Annotated in this window: 17 protein-coding genes and 1 riboswitch; of the genes, 7 read left to right on the forward strand and 10 right to left on the reverse strand. The window is 68.3% G+C overall.

Annotated elements, in window-relative coordinates:
- Positions 1-575: 575 nt before the first annotated feature.
- The 4 genes from HUX53_RS22265 to HUX53_RS22280 form a co-directional block, all read right to left on the reverse strand.
- Positions 576-1,109: an ATP-binding protein gene (locus HUX53_RS22265; RefSeq protein WP_309237365.1), complete on the reverse strand. Its 534-nt coding sequence runs from the start codon at positions 1,107-1,109 to the stop codon at positions 576-578.
- A gap of 369 nt (positions 1,110-1,478) precedes the next feature.
- Positions 1,479-3,485 (reverse strand): PAS domain-containing protein, encoded by a 2,007-nt coding sequence (locus HUX53_RS22270; protein ID WP_176405162.1) that lies wholly within the window; start codon positions 3,483-3,485, stop codon positions 1,479-1,481.
- A 76-nt stretch (positions 3,486-3,561) separates the two neighbouring features.
- Positions 3,562-5,088 (reverse strand): cytosine permease, encoded by a 1,527-nt coding sequence (locus tag HUX53_RS22275; RefSeq protein WP_309237366.1) that lies wholly within the window; start codon positions 5,086-5,088, stop codon positions 3,562-3,564.
- A riboswitch (TPP riboswitch) is annotated at positions 5,081-5,197 on the reverse strand. Its footprint overlaps the gene before it by 8 nt.
- 44 nt (positions 5,198-5,241) lie before the next feature.
- Positions 5,242-5,577: a rhodanese-like domain-containing protein gene (locus tag HUX53_RS22280; protein WP_176405163.1), complete on the reverse strand. Its 336-nt coding sequence runs from the start codon at positions 5,575-5,577 to the stop codon at positions 5,242-5,244.
- Positions 5,578-5,623: 46 nt separating this feature from the next.
- On the opposite strand from HUX53_RS22280, the gene HUX53_RS22285 reads away from it, so the two are divergent.
- Entirely contained in the window at positions 5,624-6,085 is a 462-nt protein-coding gene (locus HUX53_RS22285) for an SSI family serine proteinase inhibitor (protein ID WP_176405164.1), read from the forward strand.
- Positions 6,086-6,338: 253 nt separating this feature from the next.
- On the forward strand, positions 6,339-7,637 hold the full coding sequence (locus HUX53_RS22290) for an FAD-binding oxidoreductase (protein ID WP_176405165.1): 1,299 nt from the start codon (positions 6,339-6,341) through the stop codon (positions 7,635-7,637).
- A gap of 340 nt (positions 7,638-7,977) precedes the next feature.
- On the opposite strand, the gene HUX53_RS22295 is transcribed toward HUX53_RS22290, so the two are convergent.
- The 3 genes from HUX53_RS22295 to HUX53_RS22305 are packed head-to-tail and all read right to left on the reverse strand — an operon-like array spanning position 7,978 to position 11,816.
- A complete protein-coding gene (locus tag HUX53_RS22295) occupies positions 7,978-9,228 on the reverse strand; it encodes an AMP-binding protein (RefSeq protein ID WP_176405166.1) in 1,251 nt (416 codons plus the stop codon).
- The gene (locus HUX53_RS22300; RefSeq protein ID WP_176405167.1) at positions 9,221-9,910 is read right to left on the reverse strand and encodes an SDR family NAD(P)-dependent oxidoreductase; all 690 of its coding nucleotides are present in this window, start codon (positions 9,908-9,910) and stop codon (positions 9,221-9,223) included. Before HUX53_RS22300 ends, HUX53_RS22295 begins: the two co-directional genes overlap by 8 nt.
- Positions 9,911-9,929: 19 nt before the next feature.
- Positions 9,930-11,816, reverse strand: coding sequence for a hypothetical protein (locus HUX53_RS22305; RefSeq protein ID WP_176405168.1), 1,887 nt, complete (start codon positions 11,814-11,816; stop codon positions 9,930-9,932).
- A gap of 190 nt (positions 11,817-12,006) precedes the next feature.
- Here HUX53_RS22305 and HUX53_RS22310 point away from each other — a divergent pair, with 190 nt between their 5' ends.
- Positions 12,007-13,524: a hypothetical protein gene (locus tag HUX53_RS22310; RefSeq protein WP_176405169.1), complete on the forward strand. Its 1,518-nt coding sequence runs from the start codon at positions 12,007-12,009 to the stop codon at positions 13,522-13,524.
- 41 nt (positions 13,525-13,565) lie between these two features.
- Positions 13,566-14,504 carry a phosphotransferase gene (locus tag HUX53_RS22315; RefSeq protein WP_176405170.1) on the forward strand — a complete coding sequence of 313 codons (939 nt, stop codon included), beginning with the start codon at positions 13,566-13,568 and terminating at the stop codon, positions 14,502-14,504.
- A 72-nt stretch (positions 14,505-14,576) separates the two neighbouring features.
- Here HUX53_RS22315 and HUX53_RS22320 read toward each other — a convergent pair whose 3' ends face one another.
- Together HUX53_RS22320 and HUX53_RS22325 are read right to left on the reverse strand one after the other, a co-directional pair.
- Positions 14,577-14,777 (reverse strand): DUF397 domain-containing protein, encoded by a 201-nt coding sequence (locus HUX53_RS22320; RefSeq protein WP_176405171.1) that lies wholly within the window; start codon positions 14,775-14,777, stop codon positions 14,577-14,579.
- On the reverse strand, positions 14,770-15,621 hold the full coding sequence (locus HUX53_RS22325) for a helix-turn-helix transcriptional regulator (RefSeq protein ID WP_176405172.1): 852 nt from the start codon (positions 15,619-15,621) through the stop codon (positions 14,770-14,772). The genes HUX53_RS22320 and HUX53_RS22325 overlap by 8 nt, the downstream gene beginning before the upstream one ends.
- 257 nt (positions 15,622-15,878) lie before the next feature.
- Between HUX53_RS22325 and HUX53_RS22330 the strand changes: the two genes are divergently transcribed.
- From HUX53_RS22330 to HUX53_RS22340, 3 genes are read left to right on the forward strand one after another with little or no spacing between them, the layout of a single operon-like run.
- A complete protein-coding gene (locus HUX53_RS22330; protein WP_176405173.1) occupies positions 15,879-16,178 on the forward strand; it encodes a hypothetical protein in 300 nt (99 codons plus the stop codon).
- Positions 16,175-16,444 carry a hypothetical protein gene (locus HUX53_RS22335; protein ID WP_176405174.1) on the forward strand — a complete coding sequence of 90 codons (270 nt, stop codon included), beginning with the start codon at positions 16,175-16,177 and terminating at the stop codon, positions 16,442-16,444. Before HUX53_RS22330 ends, HUX53_RS22335 begins: the two co-directional genes overlap by 4 nt.
- Entirely contained in the window at positions 16,441-16,764 is a 324-nt protein-coding gene (locus tag HUX53_RS22340; RefSeq protein WP_176405175.1) for a hypothetical protein, read from the forward strand. Before HUX53_RS22335 ends, HUX53_RS22340 begins: the two co-directional genes overlap by 4 nt.
- Before the next feature lie 43 nt (positions 16,765-16,807).
- Here HUX53_RS22340 and HUX53_RS22345 read toward each other — a convergent pair.
- A partial coding sequence (locus tag HUX53_RS22345) for a hypothetical protein (RefSeq protein WP_176405176.1) occupies positions 16,808-17,593 on the reverse strand: 786 nt, incomplete at its 5' end.

The raw sequence follows: 17,593 nt of genomic DNA on the forward strand, positions 1-17,593 counted from the left end.
CGTTGGTGAGGTGGTCCGCCACCGACTGTTACACTGTCCTCTTCGTCGGCAGCGCCCAATGTGATAAAGCGCCACCCACACCCCCGAGCGCGAAACACCCACCCCCAACCATCACGACGTCAAGGCCAAGCTCCAAGAAGCAGACACCACACGCTCACATCGGCCGGCGCCCTCAGCCAGGGACTACAAGGCAGGGCGTGTTGGAGCAAACGGCCTCAGATCAGAGGCCAAGGTGCGCAAGGCAGGGGGAGCGCGCTGGCATTGGGTGGGGGCATCGGCCACGCGTCTGCCGCAGGGGGGACGTCCGTAAGTCCAGGTTGTGGCGACCGAAACGTTGCGATCGCGTCCGAAGGCAGATTCGAGCGAAGCAAGAATCTGATCGCGCAGCGAGCCGCTAGGCGAGTCGGATGCGATGCCAGCGATCGCACTTTTTTCGACGATGGAGGGCCGCCAGGCCCGAAGGAGGAGAAAAAAGAAAAAAATAGAGCTCGGGCGGTGTCGACGGGGGCACGACAGCGCCCGAGCTTGGGAGGACCATACAAGGTAGGGCGGGGTTCCTTCCAGGCGGGGCCCTCCTATGCCGGATATGCCCTACTTGTGGCGGTTCCATTCATGCTTCCGGTGCCTGGTTCGTCCAGAAGGTCCGGAAAGTCGGATAGATCGGGAACGACGGCGTGCATCCCTAGAGGGGCGGAACGCCCGTTCTCGCCGCCCGACCTGGGGGCGCGCAGGACGGCCCAGACCGTGGTGGCGCCTTCCTCGTGGCGCACGCCCCAGCCGTCCGACAGGGCCTCGACGATGCCTAGTCCGCGCCCGCCGAGTGAGGACAGCGTGCCGGGGCCGCGGCGCGGCTCGGTCATGGCGCCGCCGTCGCTGACCTCCAGTTCGAGAACGTCGCCGCGGCGCAGCCAGCAGACCCTGACCTGGCCGGACGGCAGCGGCCGCGCGTGCCGGAGCGCGTTGCTGATGAGCTCGCTGACGATGACGCTCGCGTCGTCCACGATCGAGTCGTAGACCCCCGAGTCGGCCAGTTCCGAGCTGAGGCGCCTGCGGGCGACCGCGACGCTGGACGGTGCGTGTGGCAGCAGTACGACGCTCGACGCCCTCACCTCCCCGTGGTTCCGCTTACTCGGACGAGACCCGTCGTCGCTCTTCCGGTACGACCGAAATGCCCTGATGTCCGTGACCGGAAACCCGGACGATCGAGTTCGTCACCTGCACAACGAGTCACCGGTCGTCCGGTCACGGTGATCACCCCCGAACGGAATCTCGTCACCAACGGCAACCATCAAAGGATCTATCCAGCCAACGGCGGACTCATGCCTTGCGCGCTCGTTTCGTCCATCACACCCCGCGGTCACCGTACTTTCTCGCACCAGCCAAGGTTGCCACCCGTCGAGACCGCCGAACGCCCAGGTCACAACGGTCTCACCGGCCGCCCTGGAGGGACTGTCGTCACGGTGAGTGACCATCTTCGGTCAGCCGGCGCCGCGCAGCACGAGCCGCATGCACGTTCCGTCGCCCGCACGCGCGCCACCTGCGGGTCCGCGGCCGTCCGCGGTCCGCAGGAGCGTGTTCGGAGGACTTATGGTTCGTTCCATTTCGGATACCTCGGCACTTACTGAGGCTTTGCGAGATTCCATGTGATATGTCTCACGTTCCGCCGGATGGGCTGAGATTCTCCCGCCCTGCGCCTCCGTGAGCCGTTTGACGATGTACAGCCCGAGCCCGATTCCGCCGAAACGGCGGCGGTCCCCCGAGTCGCCCTGGACGAACCGCTCGAAGATCCGCTCATGGTCGCCGGCGGGGATGCCGATCCCCTCGTCCACGACCGTCACGACGATGTCGGGGCCCTCACAGCGGGCGCGGACGCTGACCGTCCCGCCGTCCGGCGAGTACTTGAACGCGTTCTCCAGCAGCTGCCCGAGCACGATGTCGGTCGCCATCGCGTCCCCCTGGCAGGACGGCAGGTCGGGCGCGATCTCCAGCTCCACGCGGTGCAGCGGCGACAGGGAGCGGAACCCGGCGACGACCCCTTCCAGCACCCGGCGCAGGTCGAACGACTCGATCGTCACGGCCAGCTCGTCGGCGCCCGCACGGGAGCCCAGGAGGAGGTGCTCGACCAGGCGGCCGAGCGACTGCGCGCGCTCGGCGATGGTGGCGACGGCGGTGCGGCGGTCGCCGTCCGCCATCTCGTCCCACCGGTTGACCAGCGTGGACGCGAAGCCCTGCACGACCGTGATCGGGGTGCGCAGCTCGTGGCTGGTGGTGGCGAGGAACAGGTCCTTGGCCTCTTCGAGCGCCTTCGCCTCGGACACGTCGCGGAAGTCGACGACCCGCTCGCCGGTCTCCTCGATCTCCGCCGCCAGCACGTTCAGCCACGTCCCGGACTCCAGCCGGAACGTGAGCATCTCGCCCAGCTCGGGGATGGCGAACGGCAGCGGGCGGCCGATCGCGTCCTCCGGCGGGATGCCGGTGAGGGCGTGCGCGGACGGGTTCCACTGGCGGACGACGAGGTCGCGGTCGAGGACGGCGATGCCGTCCGCGCTGGAGTCGATCACCGCGCGCTCGTGCGCCCGCTGCCGGACGACCTCCGCGTACGCGACCGCGTTGCCGACCGCGACCCCGGCGTGCCCGGCGAGCAGTTCGAGCAGCTCCAGCTCGGTGTGCCCGGCCTTGCTGCCGGAGAACAGCGCGTAGAGCGCCCCATATGGCCGGTTCTGCAGATAGGACAGCCCGAGTGCGATCGTGTGCAGACCGGGCAATTCCGACCAGATCAGGTCGCCGAGCCGCTGCTCACCGGTCGCGAGCTTGACCGTCTTCCCGGACCGCAGCAGCTCCCCGACCAGGCTCGACCGCAGCTCCGCCGACCGTCCCCGCATGTGCTCCGGCAACCCGGACATGCTGACCAGCCGCAGCCGCTCCCCTTCGATCCGGACGAATCCGCCCGCGTCGGCGCCGGTCAGCTCGATCAGCGCGGCGGTGATCCGGTCGAGGACGACGCCCAGGTCCAGCTCGGCGTTCAGGTCGGCGACGATGTCGTTCAGCCGCCGGACGAGCCGCGCCCGCTCGGTCATGTGGTGCTGGACGATCTCGTCCTCCTCGACCGGGTGGTACACGCCCACCCAGCCGAGCAGCGTCCCGCCCGGGTCCTTCAGCAGGCTCGTGTCGATGCGCACATCGATGAGGCGGCCGTCCTGGTGGAACCGGCGGGTCGCGATCGAGATCTGCCCGTTGTCGCCCTCGCCGGCGGGCCGGGTGAGCAGCCGCTCCTGGACGGCGTTGTGCTCGGCCTTCAGCTCGTCCGGGACGATCGGCGGGACGCGCCCGATCATCTCCGCGGCGCTCCAGCCGAACATGCGCTCGGCGGCCGGGTTCCACACGGTCACCCGATGCCGCTGGTCAACGGCCACGATGGCGTCGGCGGCGCTCTCGATGACGGCCCGCGCGATCGGATCATGGACGTGCTGATACACGTCTGTCATCGTGCCACCGGACTCCGGCACGCCGCCGGGTAACTTGCATCGTAAATTGCCACGGGAACCTTACCTTTTGGTAAGGCTACCGTCTGGTAATCCGGCCGATGAGCAGCGCGGCGACCCCGGCGACCAGGAACGACAGCAGCGAGGCGCTCATCCAGCCCTGCGGCGCGAAGTGCAGCGCGTCCTGCACGTCCCGCCAGAACCCCGCCCAGTGCTCGACGGTGCCCGGGTTGATCAACTGGTAGACGACGAACCCGATCGCCCACGCCGCGATCATCCCCCACCGCGACGGCGCCCGCCGCGAAACGTCCCAACCCCCGAGCCGGGCCGCGGCCTCAGCCTTCGACAACGCCCCACCACCGGACGCGCCGCCCGCCCCAGCATCGATCTCCGCCGACACGACCTCCCCGCCACCCGACGAGAGGTCCGCACCGGGCACGGTGCTCGCGCCATCCGAGTCGGCGCGCGTTGGGTCCGACGAAGCGCCCGGATCGGTCGCGCCGGACGAAGTGGACGGGTGCTGGCGGCGGCCCAGGAAGAAGTCGGCGGCCAGGACGCCCAGCATGGGGACGAAGACGGAGCCGATCAGGGTCAGGAAGCCCGCGTAGTCGCCGATGTCCAGGGCCAGCGCGAGGACGGTGATGCCGGCGCCCAGCAGCACGCTCAGCACGCGGCGGTCGGCGCGCGGGAAGAGGTTCTGGATCGACACGGCGGTGGAGTAGGTGTCGGCGAACGACTGGTCCGCCTCCCGCAGCACGAAGATCGCGAAGAAGACCACGCCGAGCGTGGCGCCGAGGAAGGGGTCGAAGACGCGCGTGGTGTCGCCCGCGACCAGCGCGAGCGCCAGCAGGCCGAGGACGTAGGCGATGATCTGCGTGACCGAGTAGCCGACGGACGCCGCACCGAACGCCGCCCGTTCCGTCCGGGAATGCCGGGTGTAGTCGGCAGCGACCGGCACCCAGGAGATCGACACGGCGAGCGCCGCGTCCGCGCCGATCCAGAAGCCGCCCCACGAGCCCTCCGTCAGGTCGGGCAGCGGCTGCCGGACGAGTTCCACATAGAAGTAGACGAGCGCGATCGCCACCGCGACCGTGACATACCGGCGCAGAAGCCGCACCGAGCCGAGCGGCCAGACCGTCAGCACGGTCGTGATCACTCCGGCGGCGACCACGTAGCCCCAGCGCGGCACCCCGTCCCACAGCTCGCGCGCCGCGTCCGCGATGACGATCAGCTCGAACGTCCCCCAGCCGATGAGCTGCGCGATGTTCAGGATCGTCGGCGCGTACGACAGCCGCGCGCCGAACAGGCCGCGCAGCAGCACCATCGCGGGCTGGCCGGTGCGGGTGCCGGGGACCGCGGCGAGGCCGAGCATGAGCCCGCCGATGATCGTCCCGACGGCCATCGCGACGATGCCCGCCATGATGGAGATGGTCGGCCGGCCGTCGGCGTCCGGCGCCAGCACCGTATAAGCGCCGGAGAAGGCCAGGAGGCTGACGCCGAGGTTGGCCCAGAACGCGCTCTGGTCCCAGAACCCGAGGACCCTGGGGGCGGGTTCGTCGAGGGTGAAGGGGACTTCACGAAGGCGCTTCTCAGCATCGGACGCCACAGAACACACTCCCTACGCCGGCATTACCCGGACAGGTTCATGCGGTCGGCGACGCCCTGCAGGCCGCCCTCTCAGCCCGGCTCTGGCCCGAGCTCCCGCGGTTATCGGTCAGTCCCGATCGTACAACCGGTCGTCATCCCCACAAAAGGGAGATCACGCCACAAAGGGCGGCCCGTCGCCGGCGCCCTCCATCGGACGCCCGGCCTCCGCCCAGCTCTTCATCCCGCCGTCGACGTTCTTGGCCAGCCAGCCCGCCTGGTTGAGCGCCACCGTCACCTGCGCGGACCGCTGGCCGGACCGGCAGATCACGAAGACCTCCTGGTCACGGGGGATCTCGCCGGCCCGATCGCCCAGCTGCCGCATGGGAATGTGGACCGCTTCGGGCGCATGACCCGCGTCCCATTCGTCCTGTTCCCGGACGTCCAGCAGATAGCCGTCCTGCGGGACGTCGGCCGCGCCCACGGCCGGCACGTCTTCCCCGAAATTCATCACACCCCCATGGAACCGCGCGAACCCGCCCTGCGTCGAATCACGCATGCGGTATCGGACGCTCCTCTTCGCAGCGCCCGGGCTGGCCATGCTCCTGACCCTGGCCGCCTGCGGCGACGAACAGGCCAACGGAAACCCCGCCGAAGCGCCGTCCGGCACGACGTCCGTGCAGCCCTCCGGCACCCCGGCCGAATCCCTCACCATCAAGGTCAAGGCCTCCGCGGAGGCCCCCGCCAAGACCTGGACGCTGACCTGCGACCCCCCTGGCGGTACCCATCCGAAGGCCGCCGACGCATGCGCGGCCCTGACCAAGGCCAAGGAACCCTTCAAGCCCGTCCCCAAGGACTCCATGTGCACCAAGATCTACGGCGGTCCCGCGATTGCCACGGTCAAGGGCACCTGGCAGGGCAAGGACATCGACACCAAGTTCAGCCGCGACGACGGCTGCCAGCTCCACCGCTGGACGGAGGTCGCCCCGCTCTTCGGCGACGTCCCCAAGATCCGCTGACCGAGCCCTCCCCGTTCCGGCTCGACTAGCCCACTCCCAGGCCCCGGCACCCGTGCCGGGGCCTGACCAGTCAGCCGGGAATTCGCCCATCGGGATCCCCGGACGATCATCTCCCGGATCCCGAAGTGGGTGTCCTCGAACGGAGTGACCACCTCGACGCCGGGATCGGTGTCGAACCGGTCCGCGTCGGGCACCCTCAACGCGATCTGCGGTTCGGGCGTCTGGTTCCCGGTGCCGGGGAAGGGAGGCCGGTATGACGAGGGGTGACCTGCGGAGTGTGGTCAAAGGCCGGGTGTGGCAGCGGGGCGATGACGGCTTCGATGCGGCGCGCAGGGCCTGGAACCTGACGATCGAGCAGCCAGTGGCGGCCGTGGTGGAGGCCGAGGACGCCGAGGACGTGGCCGCGCTGGTCCGCTACGCGCGGCGGTCGGGTCTGACGGTGACCGCCCAGGCCGGCGGCCACGACGCCTCGGGTGACGTAGAGGGCGCCATCCTGCTGCGCACCGGCCACCTGGACGGCGTGCGAATGCGTCCGTCCGAACGGGTGGCCCACGTGGGCGCGGGGGTGAACTGGGGCCAGGTGCTCTCCGAGGCCGGGCCCCACGGCCTGACCGGGCTGGCCGGCAGTTCACCGGTGGTCAACGTGACCGGCTACACGCTGGGCGGGGGCCTGTCCTGGTTCGGACGCAGGTACGGCTGGGCCGCCGACAGCGTGCGCGCCTTCGACATCGTCGACGCCGACGGAAACCAGGCCCGCGTGACCGACGCGTCCGATGCCGAGCTGTTCTGGGGCCTGAGAGGAGGCGGAGGCGACTTCGCTCTCGTAACGTCACTGGAGTTCGATCTGCATCCGGCACCGAGCCTGTACGGCGGAAGAATGATCTGGCCGGACGCCCGCAGCGGCGAGGTGTTCGAGGCCTTCCGGAAGATCACCGACCAGGCCCCACCTGAGCTGACCGCCTGGTACAACCGGTTCGCGTTTCCCGGCGCCCCGCCCATGGTGGCCCTGGACATGACCTACCTGGGCAACCCGCGCGAGGGCTCCGCGCTCCTGCGCAACCTAGACCGGATCGGCGACGTGATCAGCGACAACCGCGGGCTCGTGGCGGTCGCCGACCTGGGCGACATCGCCGGCGAGCCGACCGCCCCGACCGCCTCGTTGCCCCGCGCGGAACTGCTGACGCAGCTGGACGAGGGCCTGGCGACCGAGCCGATCGCCCCACTGATCTCCATCCAGATCCGGCACCTGTCCGGCGCCATGGCCGAGCCGGGCCCCGGCGCGAGCGGAGCGCTGGCCGAGCCGTACCTACTCCAGATGACCGGCGTCGGCCCCAATCCGGACCTAGCGCACGCCACCCGCACCCGACAACACCGACTCATCGAACGCTTCGGCCCCGTCATCACCGGCCGCAAGCCCTACACACTGCTGACCCCCGACGAGACCGCCGCCGACACCTTCCCCGAGCCAACCCTCACCCGCCTGCGCGAACTGAAGTACTCCCGCGACCCGCAGAACGCCTTCCGCGCCAACCACCCCGTCCTCAAGCAGTGACACCAGCCGGCCCCACGCCGGGGCGGACCCATAACTTGCCCAGAACCCCAGGTTGCCCACCTCAGGCAAGTACCGGATCCGAAGCAAACTTGCCTGGTTCGCCAACTTTCCTCGAAGAGAAAAGTTGCCCATCCAAGCAAGTTTGCCTGGATGGGCCCAGTGTCCTCATGTCCGGTGGACAAGGTGAGCCTCGACGGCTTGACTTCGGACTCGCTCCTCGATCAGGGGCTGACGATCTTGCGCCAGCTACTCGGCTCCGGCAGCTGGACTTGCATCTGGAGGACGTGCCGTTCCGCCCCGGTGAACACTGCGCCAACCGCTCACCCATGGGGTGTGCCTTCTAGGAAGCGTGTGCGCGGGTCAATTTCGCAGAGTGCAGCAACGGCGTCCGTCCTTGGTCGGTGATGGTGACATGCTCGAGGGGAAGGCCCAGCAGATCGGCGGCCCGGTCTTTGATCGAGTGAGCGGACTTAGCGCTGAGCGGGGTCAAAGTCCGTACGGTGACTTGGTCTGGCGCCGGATGGCGGACCATGGCGCAGCGACGGCCCAGCAGGGGGCCGAGCGCGTCTAGGGTGTCGTGGGGCCACAGGCCGTGGATCGGGTGGTCGTCAACACGCCCCAGTATCCGAAGACGGCCTTGGTCGTCGACCTTGCCGAGGTCGGTTGTGTGCACCGTCGCACCTGAGGACGCCTCTGCGGGGTCAAGAGGTATGGACACGGCAGGACTCGTCACCCGAATGACGGGTTGGCCGGTGTGGGCGAGAGCAGTCGTCACACCGGGCATCGCGGTTCCGACAGTGCCCAAGGCGATGTCGGAGCCTTGCGTGTCGAAATGAGTGAGGGAGGCGGTCTCAGTCAGTCCGTAGCCTTCACGGACGTCGATACCGTGGGCGCGGTAGTCGGTGATGGCGGTAGTGCTGAGTGGTGCGCCGCCAGAATCGATCAGGACGTTGGCCGGGAGGCCGCCAGCAGGAGTTAGCCGGTCGAGGATGATGGGGTTCGCCAAGACGATGACCCGGTCCGCCCGGCGGGCCAGTCGCATAGCGTCCGTGAGCACTTCGCCGGATTGGCCGGTCAGGTGAAGCCGGGCGCCGAGCCCGGCCGCGAGCAGTGCACCGGCGATGAACGTGAAGTTATAGGCGGCGGGCAGCGCGGTGACGATGACACTGTCGGCAGTGGCCTGATAGATCGCCTTGTACCAGGCTGTGACCTTCGAGAGCTGGGCGGCCGTGAATCCATGGCCACGAGGACGTCCTGTGCTGCTCCCTGAGGTGAACAAGGCCAGGTCCCAGCCGTTCCGCACGTCCTCGCCCGACACGGGTCTGATATCAGCTCGGATGTGACCGACGTTGACTGCGGCTCCTACCGGAAGCAGCAGTACATCACGAGGGACGCCGCTAGGCGGAAGCACCGCCTGGTGCCCGTTTTCTAAGGCCACCTGCGCAAGTGCGGCCACGCCCGCCTGGCTGCTTCCGGTAACGAGGAAGGTACGCCGAGATGGCCGGGTGACGGTCGCCGGGGCAAGCCTGGCGGCATAGGCACGTGCGGACACCGGCTGCAAGCCAGACGCCGAAATGGTCCAGTCACCCATCCCACACCTCCACGAGGCTCGGTTTCGGAACGGTGAGGAAGGAGGCGACCGCGACCGCGGCCGCGGTGAGCAGAGGGCGAGGCTGCCTACCGCCCCGAGGCGGGGGTGGAGGCCCCGGAGTGGCAGACCGCATCGGAACCCCGATGTCAGGCAGGCGGACGATCAGCAACGCGATGCCGGGTGGGGCAAGGTCGGCCGCAGCGTGACGGAAGGTCTCCTCCACCGCTGCTTTGGTGGCGGCATACACAAGCGTGGCGGGCAAGGAGCCTCCGACGACGTCGCTCGAGACGACCACGACCGGCAGCGCATTCTGCTGATCGTTCGTGGCGAACTTGGCGGACGTTCGGGAGGTTAGAGCCGCGCGAAGCAGTTCCACGTGGGCCCAGGCATTGACCTGCATGCAAGGGCCGGCCGTGTCCAGCGCGAAGTCGTCGAGTCGGGCACGGGAGTCCAGGCCCGCGGCGCAGACCAGCCCTGCAATCGGTTGCCCGCCCGCGACTTGGGCGGCAGCCCTGCGCACCATCGCCTCGTCCGCCAAATCGACGGAGAAGAATCGGATGTGCCGCCCTCCGGAGGGGCGAGGACATGTTCGGCCGAAGGCGACGATGGGGCCCGCCCAACGCGGGGTGAGCGCCTGAAGGATGGCCGTTCCGACTGTTCCTGACGCGCCGGTGACCAGCATGGCCCCGGATGTCGCTGGACTATTCATCGGTGAGGACGACACGGCCCGTGGTGGCGTTGAAGTGCACGGTCACCAACCGAAGCGGCAGGTTGAGAATGCCTATCAGCGCGCGGACGCGGCGCTGTTGGACCTCGTAGTAGTCCTCCAGAACGTTCAGATGCGCCAACAGCGGGTCGGCGGCTTCCAAGACCTCGGTGACCAGAGCAACGATGTGCCGGTCGGGCCGGTGAGGGTCTGTGACGTCGGCGAAACGCCGACGGTAGCGCTGCATCGCCGTGACTATGGCGTCGTGCCCGCCGCCGGAGTCGGCGTGGTGGCGAGACATCAGAGCGGCTGCATGCTCGTGAACGCCGGTGTCGAGTTGGTACCGGTCGGTGAAGTAGGTGTCGAACCGGTCGGGAGCACTGCGGTAGATCAGCAGTGCGACTTCGAAGAAGACGCAGCCGGTGATGGGGTCGCCGTCGATGTCCTCGAACAATTCGACGGGGCCGCCGTCGTCCAGGTGCAGGAACAGGTTGCCACCGCGACTCTGGAGCCGCTTGGTCAGGCGGCTGTTACGCAGCCGCTGAAACAATGCGACCACGATCGCGCGAATGATCGGGGACGACTCGCAAATCAGGTGCATCGGAGCCGTGCTGAAGGTGCGGCGCAGGAACGAGCGATAGGCCGCAGGGGTGAGGCGGACAAGCACGTGGTCGTCGTCCATCATCGGGGTCAGCACCGGGGGCCGTTCCTGGCGACCTTGCAACAGGAGGTGCAGCGCGGCGCCGATTGCTGCACCGCTGTCCTGGTCTCGGTCAAGATCCCGGTCCAGGTGGATGTGTCCGGCCTCCAGGCTGATCAGGTCGGGGCCGGTGTATTCGGTGAGGAGTTCGCGAGCCTGGGAAGCCATCTTGCCCGGTGTGGCGAGACCAACCGAGGTGGGCGCGGTAAGCACGGCGGTGGTAGCTCCGGTCGCGGCATCAGTCACTAGGGCCGAGGCGCGTCCGGTTGCCTGCACGTTGTGGCCGCAGACCATCGTGGCCGCGTCGGGAGTCACGGTAACGACGTTCGGCAAACTGTCGGCGACGCGGGAGACCGTGGATTGCACGGAAGGCGCCTGTGGACGGACGTGCCACGTGACGACGGTGATCCCACCGACGGTATCGACCTGGGCCACGGCGAGTTCGACGTCGAGGCCGAGCCGCTGCTCGTGGCAGTGCGCCCATAGTGCCATCGCGGCCTCGGCGGGCGTGAGGTAGTCGAGCAACGCCGACAACTCGTATCGGATCTGGCGGCGCAGCCTGCGCCGGCCGCATCGGACGATCATCCAGTAGTCCGGGTTCCCTTCGGGGGCGGCGGTGGTGACGTCATCGGAGACCTCGATCTCGGAGGTCCGTCCCATCCGGAGGCGGGGCACGGGCAGCCCTGCACCGCGCTGGAGAAGCCGGGACCGAGCGACGATGACCAGCTCCGACAGCACCTTCAGCGGATCGGGGAGGCGGTCCGAGCCGCGAAGCCGACGTAGTGCCTGTTCCGCCACACCGGACTGCAGCCGCAGGCGGCCGATGTCGACGATGCGGGAGAAGTGCACGAGTTCCTGCTGCAGTTCGCTTTCTCTTCCCGACATGGCACTCGCCTGATCGGCGCCGTGCTCCAGGAACGAGGAGGCCAGTTCCACCACGTCCACCGCCTCGCCCCCCTTGCCGGCGGGCGGCGCAGCGGAAAGCGCGTCCAGGAATCGGATCGGCGCGTCGGACCCGTGCAGCGCGATCAAGACCACCAAGCGTCGGAGCACCCGCTCGGTGGCGCCGTCGATTTCGACGGTCGTCAGTTCGGCCGTGGTCGGATGGTCCAGCGACGAGAACGCCGCCAGAAGATCCCGACTCGGCTCAATGCGACCCCGATACGTGCTCGTGAGGATCATGATGTCTCCCACATGCGGCTCGGCTTTGGGAAGTGACCTCACTCAACATCGCTTGACCGGCAATGCAGACCCCTCATGACGGGGTGTCACCGTCCCTGTGGAACACCCCTCCGGGCGGGGTGTTCTGCCGTCGCTGCAGGGGTTAGGTTCCGAAGATGAGTCGTGTCCGGACGAACAGGAGCGGCCCGGGATGGAGGACGCCGGCTTGCGGGCGCAGCTGCGGCAGTTCCGCAACCGCATGGCGTGCAAGGGAATCGCCGCCCATCAGATCGCGGCGGCCCTTATCCAGCAGTACGACGTCAACCCGCGGGTGGCCTTCCGGCACGCGCTCGGCCTCACGCAAACCCAAGTCGCCGAGCAGTACAACCGGCGGTGGCCCGATCCCACCCCCAAGACCCGCAAGGAGATCTCCTACTGGGAATGCTGGGGCGGGCCCGGCGAATCCGCCTCCTCGCCATCATCGGCACGCGCGCCCTCCTATCAGGATCTGGGGCGTCTGGCGCAACTGTACGGATGCCGGGTCGACGACCTGCTATTCGGACCGTCCCGTGACCCAGGGCCAGCTCCGACGGCAGTCCCGTACCACGTCATCGCCGACATCCTGTCCAGCCTGGACTCCGCTGGTTACGCTGAGGACGTCGAGGTCGGCGGTGTGCCGGTCACGCTGTGCGCCGCCATCGGTGAAGGGAGCATCACCGTGAGCCTGTCACGCCGCCAATTCACCGAACTGCTGGCAGCCGGTGGCTTGGCGGCGCTGATCCCCGCTACCGCCTTGGCGCCCGCACCTGCATCGGCGGGGACCGGTGCCGCCGAGACCGCCGGGTACTGGCGGCAGATCCTCACCGCTCACCAAGCCGGCCATCACCTGTTGACGCCCGGTGCGCACATCACCGCGCTGACAGACGCCCTCAGCGATATCTCCGCCGTCCGCGATCACGCTGGTAGCGAGGCCCGCCACCAGTTGAGGCGAATGCAAGCCGAGTTCGCGGAACACATCAGCTGGCTGTACCGCGAAACCGGCGATCTGGCCTCATGCTGGCGATGGGCCGACCGCGCCGCCGAATGGTCACTGGAGACCGGCGATACCTCCATGGCGACCTACATGATGCTGCGCCGCGCCACCGTCGCCTTGGACCAAGGCCACCACGCCCGCGCCGCGGACCTCGCCAGAGCCGCCCGACACGCCGACTGGGACGTTCCACCCGCATTGCAGGCCACAGCGCACCTTTACCTGGCCCGGGCCCAAGCCGTGGCAGGCGTCGTGGCCGAATCCGACCTGGACCGCGCAGACGAACTCTTGGCCGCTGGGCATCGCACCACTGACCCGGCCTATCTGCGGTTCTACACGTCGGCCTTCGGCGAATTCCAACGTGCCACGTGCTACATGAGCGCCGGCGTCCCTGGCAGGGCCGCAACGATCCTGCAGGCCCGGCTGACGGCGCTGCCCAGCACCTCCCACCGGGACCGCGCCGTCCACCTGACCCGACTCGGTGCCGCCCATGCCGCCGATCAGGTCCCCGACGCCGCCGCGATCGCCGGTATCGGCGCCCTGACCGAAGTGCGCCACTCCGAGTCCCAGCACGCCCTCAACGAGCTCCAACGCTTGGACGCGGCCCTCACTCGCGGATGGCCCCGTCAGCCCAAGGTTCGCGAGTTTCACGAGTCCCTGGTCGCTGCGACTGCGGCCACCAACCGACACGCCGTCTGAACCACCACCCATTCACGTACGACACGAGAAGACTGCTGCCCATGTCCTTGAACGGCACCGCCGTCCGCCCGTGCTGGGAACAACTGCCCATGCTCCTGAGGGACGGACTGACAGCACGCCTCGGCCCCATCACCTCTGCGCAGCCCCAGAGCGGCGGATTCACCCCAGGTCTGGCCGCACGCATCCAACTGGTCGACGGGGACCGAGTGTTCGTGAAGGGAATCGACTCGGGTCATGCTCTGGCCGACAGGTACCGAGCCGAGGCGGAGGTCGTCCGTGCACTCCCGGCCGAGGCGCCAGCTCCCAGGCTGCGCTGGGACGCCGAGATCGCCGGATGGTCGGTGCTGGCCTTCGACGACGCGGCCGGCCGCCACGCAGATCTGGCGCCTGGTTCACGGGACATCCCGCTCGTCGCCGAGATGATCGCATCTCTCGCGGCCGTCCTTACGCCTTGCCCGGTGTCGCACGTCCCTCACGCAGCCGCTGAGCTGGCCGGGTTGGTGCACGGTTGGAAAGAACTGGCCGCGGAACCTCCCGCCGATCTTGATGCCTGGGCGCTCCGGAACCTCGACAGCCTCACCGAAAGTGAATCGACGTGGCTCACAGCCGCCGACGGGAAGACGCTCTTGCACGGCGACATCAACGCCAGCAATCTCCTTGTCGCCGACACGACCGTGCTCCTGGTCGACTGGGGCCAACCTGCCAGCGGAGCCGCGTGGATCGACGTCGCCGACCTCATCCCGCACCTCATCCTGGCCGGCCACACACCCGCCGCCGCTGAACAGGCGATCACCGGAGCACTTTCAGCAACCGGAGTCCACCCCGACGTGGTCACCAGCTACGCGATCGCGTTTGCCGGCTACTGGGCCCGGACGAGCAGGCAACCCGCACCGCCCGGCGTCCCGAATCTCAGGAGCTACCAGGCCCGGGCCGCAGCGGCAGCGCTGCAATGGGTGGCCCACCGAACCCACTGGACGTGACAAGGCCCCGTCGAGGCACCACACTCGTTGCCCGTTGCCGTGCTCATCGAGACCTGGCGCCATCGGGGACGGTCACGGTCGATCATGGTCGCCCGTCTTCACCTGCTGCGCGAACCTGCGCCACGTCGCCGAGGGGAAAGCGAGACGCGGCCCTTTCGGGTCCTTGGAGTCGCGTACGCCGATGTCCGTGGGGAGGACAGCGACTTCAACGCAGTTCTCGCCGCTCGTGCTTCGGGAGGAGCGGCGCCATACGGGAGGGGGGATCTCACTCATCGGCTGTGATCTCCATCGCGGCGCGTCCGATGCGCGCCCGCGATTCGTCTGGGGACAGTGCCATCTGGGTTACGTCGTCGAATGCCAGTTTACGACGCCTTACGTCATCTTCCGACTCCAGATAGATGTCACCGCCCGGAGTTTCCAGGTAGGCGATGTCGGGGTCGATGCCGACCTCGAACGTCAGGACGGCGAATCCACCGTTCAGGCCAGGGTGTCGCCCACGGGCGAACGGAAGCACCTGCAGGTTCACGTGTGGACGGCGGGCGTCGGTGAGTAGCGAGTCGAACTGGGCTCGCATGGTCTCGGCGCTGCCCATTTGGCGGTACAGGATGGCTTCGTCCAAGATCGTGTGGAAGTACGGAGCGTTGGGACGACTCAGGATTGATCGACGGGTCATACGCGCCGCGACGCGGCGTTCGACATCCTCGGCGTCCGAGGTGAAGGCCATGACGACCTCCCGTGCGTAGTCCGGGGTCTGGAGCAGGCCCGGCACGACCTGTGGCTGCCAGTCGCGGATCTCGGACGCCTCGTCCTCCAGGGACAGATAAGTGCCGGCGAAGACATCGCGGTAGGCCGTCCACCAGCCACGTTTCCACGCGTCTTTGGCCAATTGGAGCAGAGCGTCACGTCGGGGACTGGTGATCCCGTAGAGATCCATGATCGCGTTCAGATCATGGCCGCTGGCCTTGGTGAGGGCGCGCTCGATGCGCATGACCTTTGGACGGCTCCAGCCAAGGCGCTGGGCAACGTCCTCTGGGCGCAATCCGGCCTGTTCGCGTAGTTCGCGCAGTTCTCTAGCCAGGCGTCTGCCGCGGACGGTTGGACTGTGTGGCTGGACCATGGACCGTAGTCTGCCTTTCGCGGCCGCAGTATGCAGGGTGTTTGTGAACTTCGGTCAACAAAATCGCAGACCCCGTTGTGATCATGAACTGTTCGCGGTCATTATTGCGCAAGACCACAGACGGTGATCCAAATGTCACGGTGTGGGAGTGGACGGCGGGCGTGCTCGCTCGTGCGGTCCAAAGTCGTCGCGCGGCCGGGTCGTGGATTGGAGCCCTGGCCCGGCCGCGCGGCCTCACCCTCGAAAGGGAGGTACGGATGAGGATAGCTCCGAACACTGGGGCGCAGCCTGCCCGGCAATCCGCCGATACGTCGGTCGGCGCGCTCCCCATGGACACCGACCAGGTCAGGCGGGACTTGGAGTACCTGTTCCCGGGTGTGATCGCGTGGTTCGGCCGGCACACCGGGCACTGGTGGGCCATGCTGGGCGATCGCCTGCTGGAAGCCGACACCTCGCGGCAACTCGCCGACCGGATCCGCGCCACGCTCGCCGTCCTCCAATCGGGGGTCGGGCGCAGGACGGGGCTGGTCACCGGTCCCAGCGGATACGTCCGGTGACGGGCCCGTACCTGGGCGGCCCTGTGGAGTTGTACGCGTGGGACGTCCGGTTCAGCGACGGTGGACGGGGTGGCGTTACCGACGACCGGGTCAAGGCGATCAGGGACATCCACGACGCGCTCCGCGAGGTGAAGGGCGGTGTGCGCGGGGTGGTGAGGCGGGTCGGTCTGTCGCCGGTCGGGTTCGCGAAGTACGTCGAACTCGGTCACGTCGGCGAGGCGTGGCGGGACGAGAAGACCGGCGCCGTGATGTGGCGGGACGTGTGAACGCGTCCGATCACCTCGATGGCCTGGCCAGGGCACTTACGGCGGCGGGCTGGCCGACGCCGGCCCGGTACGGAAACGTCCCGGCGGTGCTCCTCGTCTTCGCGTCCGGTCGGAGTGTGGGGGTGAGCGTCAAGGCGGGGACGGGTGGCGTGCCGTGGTTCGTCTCGTCCAACCAGGACCCGTTGCGGCCCTGCCATGACCTCGCCGGCACGGTCGTCGAGATCGAGGCCCGGCTGGGGACATCCGCCACCCTGTCCGTTCGCCCAGCGCGGCGGCGGGTGCTGGGGAGGCTCGGCAAACTCAGGCGGCCATTCGGTTAGTGCGGTGGCGGCATCGCAGGGCGCGGTGCCGCCACCTGGGCAGCTAGAGCCAGCCGCCGATGCTGCGGTTTTGTGACACCGCCGTGTCGAAGGCCAGGGGGCACGCGAGGATCAGGGTGCGCATTGGCTCCGGTGGCTGGACGTGCATCTGGAGGACGTAGCGGTCGGCGCCGGTGAACATCTGCGAGAGGTATTCGCCGTAGCCGTCGAAGCCGCGCTGCATGCGGGCCAGTTCCTGTTGCTGCCAGTCGGTGACCCGGCCGCTCAGCAGTTCGTAGTAGCCGATCTGCTGCTCCTGCGCGGTCAGGATCTCCCAGCCGCGCAGCGCGCGCTTGCGCAAGTGGCCGATGAGGCCGCCCTGCGGGGTGAGCACCTGCATCTGGGGTGTGCCCATGAAGCCGTACGGCTTGTAGAAGTGGAAGTACGGCATCCCGTCGGGGCGGTAGATCGTCAGCTTCCGTTCGGCCTTGGTCTGGCTCGCCTGGTTGAGGACCCGGAACGCCTTCTTGGCGCCGCTCACGCCCTCTTCCCGGACGTAGGCGGCGGGCTGCCCCTGCGGGCTCCAGATCGTGTAGTTGGCCTCGGTCGAGAAGAACTGCGCCGGCTGGTCGTAGACGAGGATCGGCGCGCCGTACAGGTCTGGGAAGCCCTGCTGCTGCGGGACCTGCGGTTGCTGCGGCGGGTATCCGCCCTGTTGAGGCGGCGGATAGCCGGTCTGCTGGGGTGGCGGGTATCCGGCCTGCTGGGGTGGGTAGCCGACCTGCTGCGGCGGATAGCCGTACCCCGGCCTGGGGTGCGTAGGCCGTCTCTTACTCCCACACCAACCCCG

Source organism: Actinomadura sp. BRA 177, assembly GCF_013372625.1.
In the GTDB taxonomy this organism is placed as follows: Bacteria; Actinomycetota; Actinomycetes; order Streptosporangiales; family Streptosporangiaceae; genus Spirillospora.